The 15,774-nt window shown below is 46.0% G+C and carries 18 protein-coding genes and 2 tRNA genes; 1 reads left to right on the plus strand and 19 read right to left on the minus strand.

The window, feature by feature from the left end:
- Positions 1-73 precede the first annotated feature (73 nt).
- From accA to BMZ71_RS02625, 13 genes are all read right to left on the minus strand, one after another.
- Complete coding sequence (accA, locus tag BMZ71_RS02565; protein WP_068559692.1) at positions 74-856, minus strand: acetyl-CoA carboxylase carboxyl transferase subunit alpha; 783 nt, start codon at positions 854-856, stop codon at positions 74-76.
- A complete protein-coding gene (accD, locus tag BMZ71_RS02570; protein ID WP_086988061.1) occupies positions 853-1,728 on the minus strand; it encodes an acetyl-CoA carboxylase, carboxyltransferase subunit beta in 876 nt (291 codons plus the stop codon). Before accD ends, accA begins: the two co-directional genes overlap by 4 nt.
- Before the next feature lie 36 nt (positions 1,729-1,764).
- Positions 1,765-3,141 (minus strand): acetyl-CoA carboxylase biotin carboxylase subunit, encoded by a 1,377-nt coding sequence (locus BMZ71_RS02575; protein ID WP_086988062.1) that lies wholly within the window; start codon positions 3,139-3,141, stop codon positions 1,765-1,767.
- Between the two features lies 1 nt (position 3,142).
- Positions 3,143-3,574: a 3-hydroxyacyl-ACP dehydratase FabZ gene (fabZ, locus tag BMZ71_RS02580; protein ID WP_068559698.1), complete on the minus strand. Its 432-nt coding sequence runs from the start codon at positions 3,572-3,574 to the stop codon at positions 3,143-3,145.
- Between the two features lie 18 nt (positions 3,575-3,592).
- On the minus strand, positions 3,593-4,054 hold the full coding sequence (accB, locus tag BMZ71_RS02585; protein ID WP_086988063.1) for an acetyl-CoA carboxylase biotin carboxyl carrier protein: 462 nt from the start codon (positions 4,052-4,054) through the stop codon (positions 3,593-3,595).
- 3 nt (positions 4,055-4,057) lie between these two features.
- Positions 4,058-5,293: a beta-ketoacyl-ACP synthase II gene (gene fabF / locus BMZ71_RS02590; protein ID WP_086988064.1), complete on the minus strand. Its 1,236-nt coding sequence runs from the start codon at positions 5,291-5,293 to the stop codon at positions 4,058-4,060.
- 15 nt (positions 5,294-5,308) lie between these two features.
- The gene (fabG, locus tag BMZ71_RS02595) at positions 5,309-6,040 is read right to left on the minus strand and encodes a 3-oxoacyl-[acyl-carrier-protein] reductase (RefSeq protein WP_086988065.1); all 732 of its coding nucleotides are present in this window, start codon (positions 6,038-6,040) and stop codon (positions 5,309-5,311) included.
- A 29-nt stretch (positions 6,041-6,069) separates the two neighbouring features.
- Complete coding sequence (gene fabD, locus BMZ71_RS02600) at positions 6,070-6,996, minus strand: ACP S-malonyltransferase (protein WP_086988066.1); 927 nt, start codon at positions 6,994-6,996, stop codon at positions 6,070-6,072.
- 21 nt (positions 6,997-7,017) lie between these two features.
- Complete coding sequence (gene fabK, locus BMZ71_RS02605) at positions 7,018-7,977, minus strand: enoyl-[acyl-carrier-protein] reductase FabK (protein ID WP_086988067.1); 960 nt, start codon at positions 7,975-7,977, stop codon at positions 7,018-7,020.
- Positions 7,978-8,002: 25 nt separating this feature from the next.
- Entirely contained in the window at positions 8,003-8,230 is a 228-nt protein-coding gene (locus BMZ71_RS02610; RefSeq protein ID WP_068622893.1) for an acyl carrier protein, read from the minus strand.
- Positions 8,231-8,256: 26 nt separating this feature from the next.
- Positions 8,257-9,240 (minus strand): beta-ketoacyl-ACP synthase III, encoded by a 984-nt coding sequence (locus BMZ71_RS02615; protein ID WP_086988068.1) that lies wholly within the window; start codon positions 9,238-9,240, stop codon positions 8,257-8,259.
- Positions 9,240-9,701, minus strand: coding sequence for a fatty acid biosynthesis transcriptional regulator FabT (gene fabT / locus BMZ71_RS02620; protein WP_177187464.1), 462 nt, complete (start codon positions 9,699-9,701; stop codon positions 9,240-9,242). The genes BMZ71_RS02615 and fabT overlap by 1 nt, the downstream gene beginning before the upstream one ends.
- A 285-nt stretch (positions 9,702-9,986) precedes the next feature.
- A complete protein-coding gene (locus tag BMZ71_RS02625) occupies positions 9,987-10,325 on the minus strand; it encodes a hypothetical protein (protein WP_068559835.1) in 339 nt (112 codons plus the stop codon).
- Positions 10,326-10,563: 238 nt separating this feature from the next.
- Here BMZ71_RS02625 and BMZ71_RS02630 point away from each other — a divergent pair, with 238 nt between their 5' ends.
- Positions 10,564-10,866 (plus strand): hypothetical protein, encoded by a 303-nt coding sequence (locus BMZ71_RS02630; protein ID WP_086988069.1) that lies wholly within the window; start codon positions 10,564-10,566, stop codon positions 10,864-10,866.
- A gap of 87 nt (positions 10,867-10,953) precedes the next feature.
- Here BMZ71_RS02630 and BMZ71_RS02635 read toward each other — a convergent pair.
- The 6 genes from BMZ71_RS02635 to BMZ71_RS02660 form a co-directional block, all read right to left on the minus strand.
- Positions 10,954-11,027: transfer RNA gene (locus BMZ71_RS02635), tRNA-Arg, on the minus strand.
- Positions 11,028-11,295: 268 nt separating this feature from the next.
- Positions 11,296-11,369 (minus strand) — tRNA-Arg (locus tag BMZ71_RS02640).
- 173 nt (positions 11,370-11,542) lie between these two features.
- The gene (locus tag BMZ71_RS02645) at positions 11,543-12,799 is read right to left on the minus strand and encodes a methionine gamma-lyase family protein (protein ID WP_086988070.1); all 1,257 of its coding nucleotides are present in this window, start codon (positions 12,797-12,799) and stop codon (positions 11,543-11,545) included.
- Positions 12,783-14,042 (minus strand): GTPase HflX, encoded by a 1,260-nt coding sequence (gene hflX / locus BMZ71_RS02650; protein WP_086988105.1) that lies wholly within the window; start codon positions 14,040-14,042, stop codon positions 12,783-12,785. Before hflX ends, BMZ71_RS02645 begins: the two co-directional genes overlap by 17 nt.
- A 38-nt stretch (positions 14,043-14,080) precedes the next feature.
- On the minus strand, positions 14,081-14,995 hold the full coding sequence (miaA, locus tag BMZ71_RS02655; protein ID WP_086988106.1) for a tRNA (adenosine(37)-N6)-dimethylallyltransferase MiaA: 915 nt from the start codon (positions 14,993-14,995) through the stop codon (positions 14,081-14,083).
- Positions 14,996-15,020: 25 nt separating this feature from the next.
- Positions 15,021-15,761, minus strand: a complete 741-nt coding sequence (locus tag BMZ71_RS02660) for a glycerophosphodiester phosphodiesterase (protein WP_086988071.1) — start codon at positions 15,759-15,761, stop codon at positions 15,021-15,023.
- Between the last annotated feature and the right edge of the window lie 13 nt (positions 15,762-15,774).

The following is a 15,774-nucleotide window of genomic DNA, read 5'->3' on the forward strand; positions in this document are numbered from 1 at the left end:
ACACAAAAGCGAACGCGAAAAAAACCGCCCCGCACAGCTGCTGCTGTGTGGGCGGTCCATAATCGTTCATTGATCAATAGTTCCGGAATCGTTTCTGGCGTTGCTCGACCAATTCAGCTGGCGTCAGTTGCTTCAGCTCTTTCAGCTTGGCACTTAATTCCTGCTTCAGTTCCAGCATGACATCATCCGATTTACGGGCCACTTTCCTACGGGTTTCCATAATGATTTTGTCGATGACGTCCAATGAAAAGAGATCATCAGGCGTCAACTTCATTACTTTGGCTGCTTCATCGGATCGTGAAGAATCTTTCCACAAAATGGAAGCAAAGCCTTCCGGTGACAGGACAGAATACATGGTATTCTCCAACATCCATACCTCGTTGCCCATTGCCAGCGCCAAGGCTCCGCCGCTGCCTCCCTCACCGATAAAGATGGCGATGAAAGGAACCGTCAATTGGCTCATCACCAAAAGCGACTCAGCGATGGCTTCACCGATGCCTCGATCTTCAGAATCGACATCGCAAAAGGCGCCTGAGGTATTGATGAAAGTAACGATCGGACGATTGAATTTCTCCGCCTGTTTCATCAAACGGATCGCTTTGCGGTAGCCCTCCGGATGCGGGGATCCGAAATTCCGGTAGACATTTTCAGTCACGTCATGGCCTTTTTGGGTTCCGATGACGGTTACCGGCATGTCATCCAACAATGCGATCCCACCGACGATAGCAGGGTCGTCACCGAACTTTCTGTCGCCGTGGAATTCAACAAAGCCTTCACAAATGGCATGGATCATTTCTGTCGCCGTCAGACGGGAGATGCTTCTTGCAGAGGTGATAATTTCTTTGACATCCTTCACTGCACTTCACCCGCCTTTTCTGCAGGAGCATGCAACAGCAATAAATGCTGCAATGCTCTCCTTAAATCTTTTCTGGCTACTATTTTGTCGATAAAGCCGTTTTCCAGCACTTTTTCAGCTGTCTGGAAGCCTTCTGGTAATTTTGCTTTGATTGTCTGTTCGATGACGCGCTTGCCGGCGAAACCGACAGTCGCCCCTGTTTCAGCTAGGATAATATCCCCCTGCATTGCAAAGCTGGCCGTTACGCCCCCAGTTGTCGGATCGGTCAGGACTGTGATGTACAAAAGTCCTGCTTTACTGTGATTGGAGACTGCAACGCTGACTTTAGCCATCTGCATCAAGGACATGATGCCCTCTTGCATTCTGGCACCGCCTGAAGCCGTGAAGACGATGAGCGGGAGCTTTTCAACCGTTGCACGTTCAAATGCACGTGTCAATTTCTCACCGACCACTTTCCCCATGCTTGCCATGATAAAGTTCGAATCCATCACACACAAAGCAACTTTATGCTTATTGATGAATGCCGCGCCTGTTACAACCGCTTCGTCAAGTCCCGTTTTTTCTTTGGCGATCTTCAATTTGTTCTCATACCCGGGAAACGCCAGTGGATTTTCTTCAGGCATGAGCGCATTCCATTCATCAAAAGTACCTTCATCAACGATACTGGAAATGCGTTCGTATGCCGGGATCCTGAAATTGTAGGCACAATGCGGGCATACTTTATCTTTCCCTAAATCCTTGCTGTAGATCGTCTTTTGACAATTCGGGCATTTTTCCCATAGGCCTTCAGGAACGATCGGTTTCTGATCGTCTGCTTTTGAAGCGGGAACTTGAGCTATCGGAATGTAAGGACGCTTACGAAATAATTTCATTTCCTCACCTCTAGTGTGACTTCTTGACTAATTGATTTATACACTTTCCTCTTCTTCAGGCGCCCACGTCTTCAGGAACACATTTTGGAGGTATTCTGTATCGTAATCTCCGGAAATGAAGTTTGGATCCTGCAGAATATCTTCTTGGAAGAATTGGTTCGTGTCGACTCCCTCGATGACCAGTTCCTGCAGCGCACGCCTCATTTTGGCGATTGCTTCACTTCTGTTGTCACCTTTTGTGATGATTTTCGCGATCATCGAGTCATAGAACGGCGGAATCATATATCCGCCGTACATGGCGCTTTCCACGCGCAGTCCATTCCCGCCGCTGGGCAGGAACAGGTAGTCGATTTTTCCGGACGAAGGACGGAAGCCCAAAGCCGGATTTTCAGCATTGATACGACACTCGATCGTATGACCGGTGATAACAACTTCATCTTGCGTAAAGGACAAAGGCTCACCGCTCGCGATGCGCAATTGTTCCTTTACGATATCGATGCCAGTCGCCATTTCGGTTACCGGATGCTCCACTTGGATACGTGTGTTCATTTCCATGAAATAAAACCGTTGTTCCGTATCGACAAGAAACTCGATTGTCCCTGCATTGGTATAGCCGACATGTTTAGCCGCCCGGATGGCGACGTCCCCCATGGCTTTGCGGGTCTCCTCAGAAATAAATGTGGATGGACTTTCTTCCAACACTTTCTGATGATTGCGTTGCAAGGAACAATCACGCTCGCCCAAATGGACGACATTTCCGAAAGAATCACCTAAAATCTGCACTTCGATATGGCGAGCCGGCGTGATGATCTTTTCAAGGTACATGCTGTCGTCCCCGAAAGCCGCCTTAGCTTCCGCTTTCGCTTGACTGAAGGCTGCCTCCAGTCCGTTTTCTTGGTAGACTTTCCGCATCCCCTTGCCCCCACCACCAGCGGCAGCTTTCAGGATGACGGGATAACCGATTTTCTCAGCTTGTACCACTGCCTCTTCGTATGAAGAGATGTAGCCTTCGCTTCCCGGAGTGACTGGTACGCCTGCTGCAATCATCGTCTTGCGGGCATTTGCTTTATTGCCCATCAGGTCGATGATGGTGGAAGAAGGTCCGATGAATCGGATATTCATTTCTTCACACATTGTGGCGAATGCGCTGTTTTCCGAGAGGAATCCGAAGCCTGGGTGGATAGCTTGTGCCCCTGTAACGACTGCTGCACTCAAGATGCTTGTCATATTCAGATAGGAATCGCTTGCTTTTGCAGGGCCGATACAGATAGCCTGAGTGGCTAGTTGTGTATGCAATGCTTCGCGGTCAGCTTCAGAATAGACCGCAACCGTTTGGATTCCTAACTCATGACAAGCACGAATGATCCGGACAGCAATTTCTCCTCTGTTTGCGATCAATACCTTCGTAAACATATTATCTACCAATGATGAATGTCATTTCAACTTCACAAACTTTTTTGTCACCGACAAAAGCTTGCCCATAACCGATACCTGCAAATTTCTTCAATTTGACGATATCCACTTGGAGGCGAAGAACGTCTCCTGGAACAACTTTTTGACGGAATTTGACTTTATTCAATCCGCCCAAGTAAGCTGTCTGACCCTTGAAATCAGGCAATGTCAACAACGGAATAGATCCTGCTTGAGCCAATGCTTCAACAATCAGTACACCTGGCATTACTGGCTCTCCAGGGAAGTGGCCTTGGAAGAAAGGCTCGTTGATTGTTACGTTTTTGTAGCAGACGATGTGTTCGCCTGGTGTCAATTCTTCAACTTTATCGATGAAGAAAATCGGATAGCGATTCGGGATGATATCCATTACTTCTTGTGCGCTCAATAAACTCATTTTATTAGTCTCCTTTTATTAGACGATACGGAACAATGGTTGGTTGTATTCAACGATTTGTTCATTTTCAACCAACACTTCAACGATTTCCCCATCGAATTCGCTTTTGATTTCATTCATAAGTTTCATCGCTTCCACCAAACAGACAACGTCGCCTTTTGCGATGCTCTGGCCTTTAATGGCGTAAGGTTTTGCTTCAGGGGTCGGTGCCAGGTAAACAACACCGACGATCGGGGAAGTGATGATTTTTCCTTCTTTTGCAGTAGCCGCTTCAGAAACAGCCTCCTTGAGGTTTTGGACTGGGGCGATCACTGCTGGACTAGGAACTTCTGCCTGAATGTTGTCGCTTGACTGCTGGTTCGTTTGAACCAACTTGTTCTTCGACAACAGGAGCTGAAAGTCACCTGTCTGATAGTGCAACTCAGTCAAAGTTGAATCATCAATCAAGGAGATCAGGCTTTTTACATCTTCAATATTCATGTATTAAGCCTCCCATTTTTTGAAACATAGTACGGCATTGTGGCCGCCGAAGCCCAGAGAGTTACTCAATGTGTAAGTGACTTCTTTTTCACGTCCTACATTCGGGATGTAGTCTAGATCGCAATTTTCATCAGCCGTTTGGAAGCCGATTGTAGGCGGCATGAAATCATCTTGGATAGCTTTGACACAGGCAACCGCTTCGATACCGCCGGCTGCGCCCAGCAAATGTCCCGTCATACTCTTTGTGCTTGAGATAGCGACATTGTGAGCTTCTTCGCCGAATGCGTACTTGATTGCAGCCGTTTCGCCTGAATCATTTGCAGGCGTACTTGTTCCATGAGCGTTGATGTAATCGACTTGCGCTGGAGTGATGCCTGCTTCTTTCATCGCTAGGATCATCGCTTTGCCAGCACCGCTTCCATCAGCTGATGGAGCCGTCATATGATAGGCATCACAGGTGACGCCATAACCGACAACTTCAGCCAAGATATTTGCGCCTCGTGCCAGTGCGTGATCAAGATTTTCAAGCATCAAAATACCCGCACCTTCACCCATGACAAAACCATTTCGTTCTTTATCGAAAGGAATGGACGCACGGTCCGGATCGGTGCTAGTGGATAAAGCAGTCAGAGCCGCGAAACCAGCGATACCGATTTCACACACCGTAGCTTCCGATCCACCTGCAAGCATCAAATCGGCATAACCATGCTTGATGCTGCGGAATGCTTCTCCAATTGAATTTGTCGCAGAAGCACAAGCAGTAACGATGTCCATGCTCGGTCCTTTAGCACCGAATTTGATGGCAGTATTTCCTGCCGCCATGTTGCCGATTGCCATCGGAACGAACATAGGTGGGACACGTTTCGGTCCTTTTTCATGCATTTTGATGATGCCGGATTCCATTGTAATGAAACCGCCGACACCAGAGCCGATGGTAACGCCAAAGCGGTCCGCATCGATTTTTTCCATGTCGATGCCGCTTTGTTCCACGGCTTGAGCAGAGGCAGCTACCGCATATTGCGAAAACAAATCCATACGCTTGTATTCTTTACGGTCCATGTATAAGGTCGCATCGAAGTCCTTGACTTCGCCTGCGACAGAAATGCCCGTTTCGCTTGCATCAAATTTAGTGATGGCAGTAATACCGTTTTTACCGTTTTTGATGCCGTCCCAATATTCAGAGACTGTATTTCCTAAAGGTGTGATAGCACCCATACCTGTAATAACAACGCGATTCATAATTATCCTCCTGTCTTACATATGCATGCCGCCATTGACACTGATGGTCTGGCCGGTAATGTAAGTATTCTCACTCAAGAAGACAGCAGTGTTTGCCACTTCTTCGGCTTTTCCAAATCGTTTCAATGGGATTTGCGTCAACATTTGTTCTTGAATCTTTTCCGAAAGAACATCCGTCATTTCCGTTTCGATGAATCCTGGTGCAATGGCATTACACGTAATGCCTCTTGTCGCAGCTTCACGGGCGACAGATTTCGTCAATCCGATGATACCGGCTTTGCTGGCGGCATAGTTGGCCTGCCCTGTATTTCCGGTTTCACCGACTACGCTGGAAATATTGATGATACTGCCGGCTCTTTGTTTCAGCATTAGAGGCAAGGCGTGGCGGATCATATTGAAGGTACCTTTCAAGTTCACTTGATAAGTGGCATCAAAGTCCTCCTCATCCATGCGCATGATCAATTTGTCGCGGGTAATCCCAGCGTTGTTGACCAAAACATCAACAGAACCGAACAGTTCTTTGGTCTGGCTGACGATTTCTTTGGCAGTCTCAAAATCGCTGACATCTCCTAGGAGCGTTTTTACAGTTACACCGTAAGATTCCAGATGCGCAACTTTTTCTTCAGCAATCGGTTTACGTGCATTCAGAACGATATTGGCTCCACGTTTCGCATAAGCTTCAGCGATGGCTTCGCCGATTCCTCTTGAACTACCAGTGACGATGACCGTCTTTCCTTTTAAACCCAAGACTATCCCTCATTTCTTGTCTGATCTTCTTATTTTTGTAATGCTTCAAGGGTCTTGGTGAGGGATTTCAAATCCTCCACATTATATACAGCGACCTCTTTGTTGATTTTTTTGATGAATTTGCTTAAAGTCGTGCCTGGGCCGACTTCCACAAAGGTGTCCACTCCCAGTTCAACCAACTTGCGGACGCTGTCTTCCCAAAGTACCGGCGATTCGATCTGACGCACTAAAAGACCCTTGATGGCGTCTCTTGCTACGATGGTCGCTTCGGTATTGCCAACGACCGGTATCTTCGGTTCATCGACAGCCACTTCAGACAAGGCTACTTCCAACTTTTCCGCTGCAGGATGCAACAGAGCCGTATGGAAAGGACCGCTGACTTTCAAAGGGATGATGCGTTTCACGCCTTTGGATTCAAGGATTTCGATGGCTTTATCCACGCCTTCGATTTCTCCGCCGATAACAATCTGCGTCGGCATGTTGTAGTTGGCAGGCGCGACATAGGCTGTCTCGCTCGCTTCCCGGCAAGATTCTTCGATGACAGAACGTTCCGCGTTCATGACGGCAGCCATTTTCCCACGGCCTGCCGGCACAGCTTCGCTCATGTATTTTCCGCGTTTCGCTACGAGCGAAATAGCCTCATTAAAAGAAAAAGCATTGGCTTTCACCAGTGCTGTATATTCTCCGAGGCTCAATCCTGCAACAAAATCTGGCTGAATTCCCTTTTCAGCTAGTAATTGATCAAGGGCGTAGCTAACCGTTAAGATTGCTGGTTGTGTATATTCAGTTAAATGAAGCTTGTCATTCTCTTGGAAACATAATTCTGCAACATCGTAACCAAGTGTTGCTGAGGCTTCCTCAAAAACAGCGCGCACAACGGCATACTCGTTATAAAGTTCTTGACCCATACCGAAATATTGTGCACCCTGACCACTATAGACAAAAGCTGTTGCCATTATTTCACCTCTATAAATTTGTTACTCAGCCCACAATTTAGCTTGGGCCAAAATAACTTCTTTGCATTCCGTCATATACTCTTGTATGATCTCGTGACACGTTTGTTCCTTCGAAATCAAACCGGCGATTTGTCCGGCCATCATCGAACCGTAGTCTTTATCGCCATCAACAGTCGCTCTTCTCAGAGCGCCTTTGCCCATTTCTTCAAGTTTTGCCAAGTCCGGATTTTCCTTGCTTGTCTCTTCTTTTTCGACTTGCAGATATTCTCTGGTCAACTTATTGCGCAACACACGAACAGGATGTCCGGTAATCTGACCGGTAATGACTGTATCGATGTCTTTTGCCTTGAGGATAGCATTCTTGAAGTTTTGATGTGCATTGGATTCTGTGGCTACTACAAAACGAGTACCTACCTGAACAGCAGATGCGCCCAACATGAAAGCAGCTGCCATCCCACGTCCGTCGCCGATACCACCGGCAGCGATGACTGGAATCGAAACGGCATCGACAACCTGAGGAACCAGGGCAAGTGTCGTTGTTTTCCCGATGTGACCACCGGATTCCATGCCTTCGACTACGACAGCATGTGCGCCATCTTTCTCCATTCTTCTCGCTAAAGCTACGGAAGCCACTACCGGAATAACGGTAATGCCTGCTTCTTTGAATTGGTTCATATAACGGGCTGGGCTTCCGGCGCCGGTTGTGACAACCTTAACGCCAGCAGCGATAACTGCTTCTACGATAGCATCGACATGCGGATTCAAAAGCATGATGTTTACACCGAAAGGCTTATCCGTCAATGCTTTCATTTTCGAAATTTTCTCATTCGCTACATCCACACTATCATGTCCAGTCCCGATAAGACCCAAACCACCAGCATTGGAAACGGCACTTGCCAAATCAGCATCCGCTACCCACGCCATTGCCCCTTGAATGATGGGATATTGAATACCTAATAATTCACATAATTCTGATTTCATACAAGGCCTACTTTCCCGCTACTGCTTATTCTGCTAATTGAGCGTCAACGTATTTAACTAAATCTTCAACAGTGTTGATGCCTTCGTCTGATTCGATTTTGATGTCGAATTCGTCTTCGATGTCGTTGATGATTTGGAATAAGTCTAAGCTGTCCGCATCTAAGTCTTCTCTGAAGTTAGTTGCTAATTGTACTTCTTCTACTTCTTTGTCCAATTGGTCCACGATAATAGCTTGAATTTTTTCGAATGTCATAATAAATTCCTCCAAATATGTTTTTTTTAGTTTAATGATACTACGATGGCCCCCCAAGTGAGGCCGCCACCAAATCCTGTCATCAGCACCTTATCTTTGGTGCCGAGTTGAATTTCCTTGGTTTGAACAAGCTGATCCAACAATATCGGAATGCTTGCTGCTGAAGTGTTGCCCGTTTCCGCAATATTTGTGGCAAACAGTGAAAATGGCAATTTCACTTTTTTGCTGATTGCCTCCAATAAGCGCACATTTGCTTGATGAGCCAAAATCTTCTTCAGATCGCCATCAGAAAGATTTCCCTTCTCCATCACTTCGCGTATGACGCTTGGCACACTGCGGATTGCAAAATCAAAGATGGCTCTGCCATCCATCGTAAGGAAAGCTTGTTCCTTTTGCGAGGAGTCTCCATACGGATTTTCTACTTTCATCGTGTTCGCCACTAATGCCATATGGCGTCCACCATCAGAATGGATCGCTTCTGCAACGAAGCAATCATCTTCCGTTCGTTCCAACAACAAACCGCCAGCGCCATCCCCAAACAGAACAGCCGTAGAACGGTCTTCCCAGTTGACGACTTTTGACATTGTCTCAGCACCGATGATCATGCCATATTGATAGAGACCGCTCTGCATCATATGGAGACCGGTGGACAATGCGTAGACAAAGCCGGAACAAGCTGCATTGATATCGAAACAGAAAGCATTTACTGCGCCTATCTTTTCTTGCACTAAACAAGCAGTCGATGGGCTGAGAGCATCCGGCGTCATTGTTGCTACGATAATGAAGTCCAGTTGGTCTGCAGTGATGTTCCCGTTTTGCAAAATTTTGACGGCCGCTTTGCTTGATAAATCGGAAGTATTTTCATCCTTCGAAATGTGTCGGCTGCGGATGCCTGTCCTTTTGCTGATCCACTCATCACTTGTGTCCATGATTTTAGACAGATCATCGTTTGAGATGACCTGTTCAGGAAGGTAGTGACCTGTTGCGCTAATCTTTGAACCCAATTTCATCAACCCTGTTCCTTGATATTTTGAACTAACCCAAATAAGAAACCGTGAAGATTGTTTAGGCCTTTCAGCAAAACTTTCACTTCCTGATCTTCCATATCGCGAATAGTATTTTTTACCATCTCTCTATGGAACTTATCATGAAGACGATACAGTAAGCGTCCTTTTTTGGTTAATCCTAGTTTTACGACTCTGCGGTCTTTCTCCATCCGAATGCGTTCGACATACCCCTTTTTTACCAGAGCGTTTATGGCCACCGTCAAAGTTCCCACAGTAATGTTCAATTTTTTTGCTACTTCAGAAGTTGTATGAGCTTGATACATGCCGATTGCCTCGACTGTATGCATCTCCTTGATGGATAAATCAGAAAATGTACTGACACGCAATGCACGCTCTTCGATATCCAACACTTCACTGAAGACTGCTACGAGATATGAGTTAATTTTATCTATGGAATGATCCAAAGATAGCTCTCCTCCTTTCGATGCCCAATCAAACCACATTCGCTTGAAGGTCAAAATAGTTTGATGTTCAAACCTTTCGACTTTCAAACTATATAAAATTTTATACAACCTGTCAAGCATTTCGATAATAATTTTTCTGTTATATCTTCAGGTGCCGCAAGATTCATTGAGTCCCTACTCTATTTAAAACGGTTACGTTGAACTGCAGGATAACCAGCCTGCTTGGTATGGCCTGCCGCAACAAAAAGAAGCGACGATGAGTGCCGCTTCTTTTGCATATATGTATTAATCAACTTTAACAAATTCTTCAATGTCTTTGAAATTCACGATTGTTTTATCCTCGCAGATGTCTTTCATCGTGCCGGAGGACAAATCCCAGTAGATCTCTACGACGGCGCTATTTGTCAATAATTTCCGGATTACTCCTACCATTTCCTGCTTACGGAAGGTAAATTTTATTTCGTCACCGATTTCAGGTCGTATAGATTCCTTGATGGCTTCGACGACTTCCAAAGCCTGCTCATACGATACGCCAAGCAGATTCGCAATACGTGAGTTGCTCGTGCCCTTACGTAATTCGCTCTCAATCATGGTTTTTGTTTCATCAGTAATATTTCGTACCATTTCCATTATCGCCTCACTTTTAAGAACCAGGAACTACAACACACTTACAAGTAGTAGTATACCACACTTTCCATCATTTAGCCTATTTTTTCAATTATTGCCTTTAACATCGAAACATATCTTTCATTTTGTTGGCTGCTGCCCGCAATTTCATTTTAAATAGGTATTAATTATCTGTTCACTATGAGGTATAATAAGGATGTGAAAATTTTAACATTCTGTTTAGGAGGGATTTTTGATGCTGAATGACCTGATTACGATACTGAAATATGAATACACGGTTCACCCAGGAGAATATTTCAATGTCGATACCTACTGGGTAAAAAGCATGTCTGAAGTGAAGACTGTCATCATCGATCAAGATCATGTATTCACGAAAATGGTAAGTTTTTATCCCAAAAATTTTGTCATCTATTTGGAGCAGTTCCCTGGCCAAAGCATCTATCGCACCAACTTTCCGCTGAAAAAAATTGATAACAGCGATTCGCATGAGGTTCTTTTCGACGAGACGGCAAAAAATATCTTTGAATATCTGGATTGATTCCCGGATACGATACAAGCCATTCCACAGAAAAAGACCGCTGCAAGGATAATAGTCCTTGCAGCGGTCTTTTCAATTATTTTCAGACGTCTCAAGAGAGATTCGAACTCCCGACCGTTCGCTTAGAAGGCGAATGCTCTATCCGGCTGAGCTATTGAGACAAAATGATTATTCGGCCAAACAAATTTGAAGAAGTTTCAAACCAGTGCCACAAGAGATGATTATACAGCAATCCGTTAAAATTGTCACCATAATTTTGACTATTTCCACAAAAAAATTTCACTGCTGCAACAAATAGATAATTATGTTTTGCTATCCATCTTCAGTCCTGAACATCGCTCTGTGCCGAGAAAAAAAGCGTCACACCCGCTTCACAACGGATGTAACCCCTTCTCTGACAAGGACATTTTATCCTGAAAACAGATAGGACGTCTCAAGAGAGATTCGAACTCCCGACCGTTCGCTTAGAAGGCGAATGCTCTATCCGGCTGAGCTATTGAGACAAAATTTTGAGTCCTCAAAACGACTCACAACATTTAATATTATAGGCGATGACCAGCTTAAAGTCAATACTATTTCGTAGGAAGGTTTCGAGGTTTTCCTGCAGGTGAGCTCCTTATGTAAAAAAAGTGATTTTCAGGCTGAGTACAGATTTGACTCAGCCTGAAATCACAAATCATTCTGCGAAGAACGTATCCTTCACGGCTGCAGTGACTGCCAATTTGACATGCTCGTAGGTCAGTCCGCCTTGCACATACAAGAGATAAGGCGGTCTGATCGGCCCGTCTGCCGTCAATTCCAGGCTTGCGCCCTGAATGAAGGTTCCGGCAGCCATGATGACATCATCTTCATAACCGGGCATATAGGCCGGAATCGGTTTGACTGCTGCGTTAACCGGCGAATATTTCTGGATCGTCTGGGCAAAAGCAATCATCGCTTCCTTACTAGGTAATGCGACCATCTGGATCAAATCAGTGCGGGGGCTGTCCCAAGCAGGGGTAGACGGTACGTTGCACTCCTCCAACAATCCTGCTGTATAGACAGCACCTTTCACCGCTTCGCCGACAACATGGGGCGCCAAAAATAAGCCTTGATACATCTCCAAAAGGCTGTAGAGTGAGGCGCCTGCTTCACGACCGATACCGGGAGTTGTCAGTCGGTATGCACACCGTTCAATCAGGTCCTCTCTGCCCGCGAGGTAACCACCCATCTTCACGATGCCTCCGCCCGGGTTTTTGATGAGGGAACCGGCAATCAGATCCGCTCCGACTTCAATCGGCTCAAGTGTTTCGACGAACTCGCCATAACAGTTGTCGACAAAAAAGACAACTTCCGGACCAACGTGCGGTCGGATTGCCGCAATCATCTCCTTAATTTCGTTTATTGTAAAGGAAGGTCTGGCTGCATAGCCACGTGAGCGTTGTATCGCGATTATTTTTGTTTTTGTACTGATTTTTCTAAGAACACTCGGAATATCCACTTTGCCGTCCGCAAGCAGATCGATATGCTGATAAGCGATGTTGAACTCTTTTAGGGAGCCGATTCCGTTTCCGGTCAAACCAACGATGTCCAACAACGTATCGTATGGCGTTCCGGTTACGTAGATCAATTCATCGCCGGGACGCAAGACTCCGAAGAGCGCAGTCGAAATAGCGTGTGTTCCGGAAATGATTTGCGGCCTGACCAAAGCGGCTTCAGCCTGAAAAATCTCTGCATAGACTTTCTCGAGCGTATCGCGGCCGTCGTCATCATAGCCATAGCCTGTACTAGGATTAAAATGGTAATCGCTGACGCGGTGCTTCCGGAAAGCTTCAAGCACCTTGCCTTGATTAAATAAAGCCTTCTCCTGTATTTCTTTAAACACGGGCTGGATTTTGTTTTCCACTTTAACGACCAGATCCGCCAGTAGTTCTTCTTTACTCCTCACTTGCATCAGTTACTTTGTCTCCTAACCACTTTGAATTCGTTTTAGCATATCCTCTTAAGCGATATGCGTTTGTTTCCTCTATGTACTCAATGGATTCCACAAAAGTCTCTTGTTGCATCTTATTCATCGTCCGGGCTTCAGGGCCGCTTGCATCAATGTCCTTTGTATACGGAACCAACATTTTGGCGATTTCATCCCAGATGAAGTCCTTCAATCGGTTGATGTCGTCATCTTCAAGGGCAGAAATGACGATGTTCGGGAAGAGTCTCGGCTGGAAATCCGGGCTTGCAAGATCCCGTTTGTTGTAGATCGTCAACATAGGAGTCTTATCCATGTCCAAATCCTTCAACAATGCCAAGACGGTCTTCTCATGCTGATCGATGAAGGAGGTCGAAGCATCCACTACATGCAAAAATACATCCATATTGCGGCTCTCCTCCAACGTTGAATGGAAAGCATGGATCAACTGTGTCGGAAGGTCCTGGATAAAACCTACAGTGTCGGTTATAGTTGCCTGGAATTGATTAGGCAATGTCAGCTTCCTTGTCAAAGGATCCAGCGTTGCAAACAATTTATCTTCTTCCAACGTTGCTGCATCAGTCAAGCGGTTAATGATCGTCGATTTGCCTGCATTCGTGTAACCAATCAAGCCGATTTGGAAAACTTCGCTGGCATGGCGCTTTTCTCTTGCCCTTTGACGGTGAAGTTCTGTTTCTTCCAATGTCTTTTTGATTTCCTGCATCTGACTGTGTATGTGTCTACGGTCGGTCTCGAGTTTTGTCTCACCCGGTCCTCTTGTTCCGATTCCACCGCCTAGACGGGATAAATTAACGCCTTGACCCATCAAACGCGGCAATAGATAACTCAACTGCGCCAAGGCAACCTGAAGTTTCCCTTCTTTACTGCGTGCGCGCATTGCAAAGATATCCAATATCAGTTGAACACGATCGATGACTTTGCAGTCGACAGTTTCTTGGATGTTGCGCACTTGCTTGGAAGAAAGCTCCTGTTGGAAAATGACGGTATCTGCTTCTAATTCTGCACACAAATTCACTAGCTCTTCCACTTTCCCTTTGCCGATGACAGTGCGCGAATCCTTACGTTCCCTCTTTTGGGTCAATACGCCGACAACTTCCCCTAATGCGGTTTCGGTCAATTCAGCCAGTTCTCTCAGCTCATATTCAAAGGCTTCATCTGTTTGATTCGTCTGAACGTTAACCAGAATTACTTTTTCTTTCGTATTTTCCATAGAATTTCCAACTTTCTTTATACGTTCTTTATCATCCATCAGGCTAAGAACGCCTCGACTAAATCTTCGATTTTCTGCATATCATAGCTGTTCCGAACCAAATCAAACCAATGGATGCCACTCATTCTGTTTCGAAACCAGGTCAACTGCCTTTTGGCATAGCGTCTGGAATTTTGCTTCAGCATTTCTGTGGCTTCTTCATATGTGATTTCACCATTGAAAAAACCGAACCATTCTTTGTAGCCGATGCCTCTTGTCGCTTGCGTCTTGACGGGCAGTTTCCTGTCAAAAAGAGCTTTAGCTTCTTCAACCAGACCCATATCAGTCATCAGATCCACCCGTCTGTTGATGCGATCGTAAAGGATACCGCGATCGGTGTCAAGCCCAATCAGCAAGGCGTCATAATGTGGAGCTGTCTCCCGATCTGCCTGATCCGAGAAACGCTTTCCGCTGAAGTGGATCACTTCCAAAGCGCGGATAACCCTTCTGCTGTTGTTCGGATGGATCTGTTCAGCTGCTTTGGGATCCTTCGCCTGCAATTGCTTCCATATGCACATGGCATCAGTCCGCTCCAACTCAGCCTCCAGTTGTTTCCGGTAGTCAGGATTTTCGGCAGCCACCCCGCCAAACTGCATATCAAACAATAGTCCTTCTATATAAAGTCCCGAACCTCCGACAACGATCGGTAGCTTGCCTCTCGCCAGGATCGCCTCGATTGCTTGTCTGGCGTCCCTTTTGAAATCGGACGCCGTGTAATCCTGCTCCACTGGAATGATATCCAAAAGATGATGCGGGATGCCTTCAGCCTCTTCCTCGGTCACTTTAGCCGTACCGATGTCCAACCCTGCGTACACTTGCATGGAATCGCCATTGATGATTTCACCGTTATATTTTTTTGCCAGTCGGATGCTCAGTGCGGTTTTCCCCACTGCTGTCGGTCCGACAATGACCATGATTTTCTCTAAATTGTTCTTTGTTTCAGACACCTTGAATCACCTTTCTCATCTGCAGTGCGCGTTCCGGATAATCCGTAATCATCGAATCGATGTTTTTGCGCAGACAAACCTGCATTTCGACCTTTCGGTTCACCGTCCAAACACGAAGTGGAATCTTTGATTTTTCGAAAGGGGGCAGACTGCGCAGAATCGAGAATTTCGGATGCCAACCTTCCACAGCAATTCCTTCACCTAGATCCAGTCGTTGCTTGCCTTTCTTGCTGAAAAGCAGGGCAATTTTCGAGTCTTGGCGCAACTTCTTGATTTTTTTCAAGGTTTCGTAATGGAAACTGGAGTAGATGACCGAAAATTGGGCAAGATAAGGCTCTGCCAAAGCAAGCACCTTTTCTTCGATTGCGGAATATTGAAACACATCCGTCTTCAATTCAACATTAAGGACGCCTGAAAAATGATTCTCGGCCAATAGGTCCAATACCTCCTGAAGCGTCGGGATACGGGCGTTGCTGTATTTCGGATCGAACCAGCTGCCGGCATCCAGTTCCTTCAATTGCTTCAGCGTCATGTCTTTTACATAGCCTTTTCCGGATGTCGTGCGGTCCACGGTCTCGTCATGGATGACCACTACCTGACCATCCTTGCTTAAATGGACGTCCAGTTCGATACCGTCGCTGGAAACTTTCAGAGCTTCCTGAAAAGCCTCCAGCGTATTTTCTGGCCGGTTTCCGCGACTGCCTCTATGCGCGATGATTTTAGTGAATGCCAATCTCCTCAATCCT

It is taken from the genome of Trichococcus flocculiformis (genome assembly GCF_900113645.1).
In the GTDB taxonomy this organism is placed as follows: domain Bacteria; phylum Bacillota; class Bacilli; order Lactobacillales; family Aerococcaceae; genus Trichococcus; species Trichococcus flocculiformis.

Bases quoted from the DNA above. Each gene is read 5' to 3' on its own strand.
- hflX (WP_086988105.1), bottom strand. From the start codon at position 14,042: ATGGAAAATACGAAAGAAAAAGTAATTCTGGTTAACGTTCAGACGAAT.
- fabZ (WP_068559698.1), bottom strand. From the start codon at position 3,574: ATGAGTTTATTGAGCGCACAAGAAGTAATGGATATCATCCCGAATCGC.
- BMZ71_RS02625 (WP_068559835.1), bottom strand. From the start codon at position 10,325: ATGGTACGAAATATTACTGATGAAACAAAAACCATGATTGAGAGCGAA.
- BMZ71_RS02630 (WP_086988069.1), top strand. From the start codon at position 10,564: ATGCTGAATGACCTGATTACGATACTGAAATATGAATACACGGTTCAC.
- miaA (WP_086988106.1), bottom strand. From the start codon at position 14,995: ATGGTCATTGTCGGACCGACAGCAGTGGGGAAAACCGCACTGAGCATC.
- BMZ71_RS02575 (WP_086988062.1), bottom strand. From the start codon at position 3,141: ATGTTTACGAAGGTATTGATCGCAAACAGAGGAGAAATTGCTGTCCGG.
- accB (WP_086988063.1), bottom strand. From the start codon at position 4,054: ATGAATATTGAAGATGTAAAAAGCCTGATCTCCTTGATTGATGATTCA.
- fabD (WP_086988066.1), bottom strand. From the start codon at position 6,996: ATGGCAACAGCTTTTGTCTATAGTGGTCAGGGTGCACAATATTTCGGT.
- fabK (WP_086988067.1), bottom strand. From the start codon at position 7,977: ATGAAATCAGAATTATGTGAATTATTAGGTATTCAATATCCCATCATT.
- BMZ71_RS02610 (WP_068622893.1), bottom strand. From the start codon at position 8,230: ATGACATTCGAAAAAATTCAAGCTATTATCGTGGACCAATTGGACAAA.
- BMZ71_RS02615 (WP_086988068.1), bottom strand. From the start codon at position 9,240: ATGAAATTGGGTTCAAAGATTAGCGCAACAGGTCACTACCTTCCTGAA.
- fabF (WP_086988064.1), bottom strand. From the start codon at position 5,293: ATGAATCGCGTTGTTATTACAGGTATGGGTGCTATCACACCTTTAGGA.
- BMZ71_RS02645 (WP_086988070.1), bottom strand. From the start codon at position 12,799: ATGCAAGTGAGGAGTAAAGAAGAACTACTGGCGGATCTGGTCGTTAAA.
- accD (WP_086988061.1), bottom strand. From the start codon at position 1,728: ATGAAATTATTTCGTAAGCGTCCTTACATTCCGATAGCTCAAGTTCCC.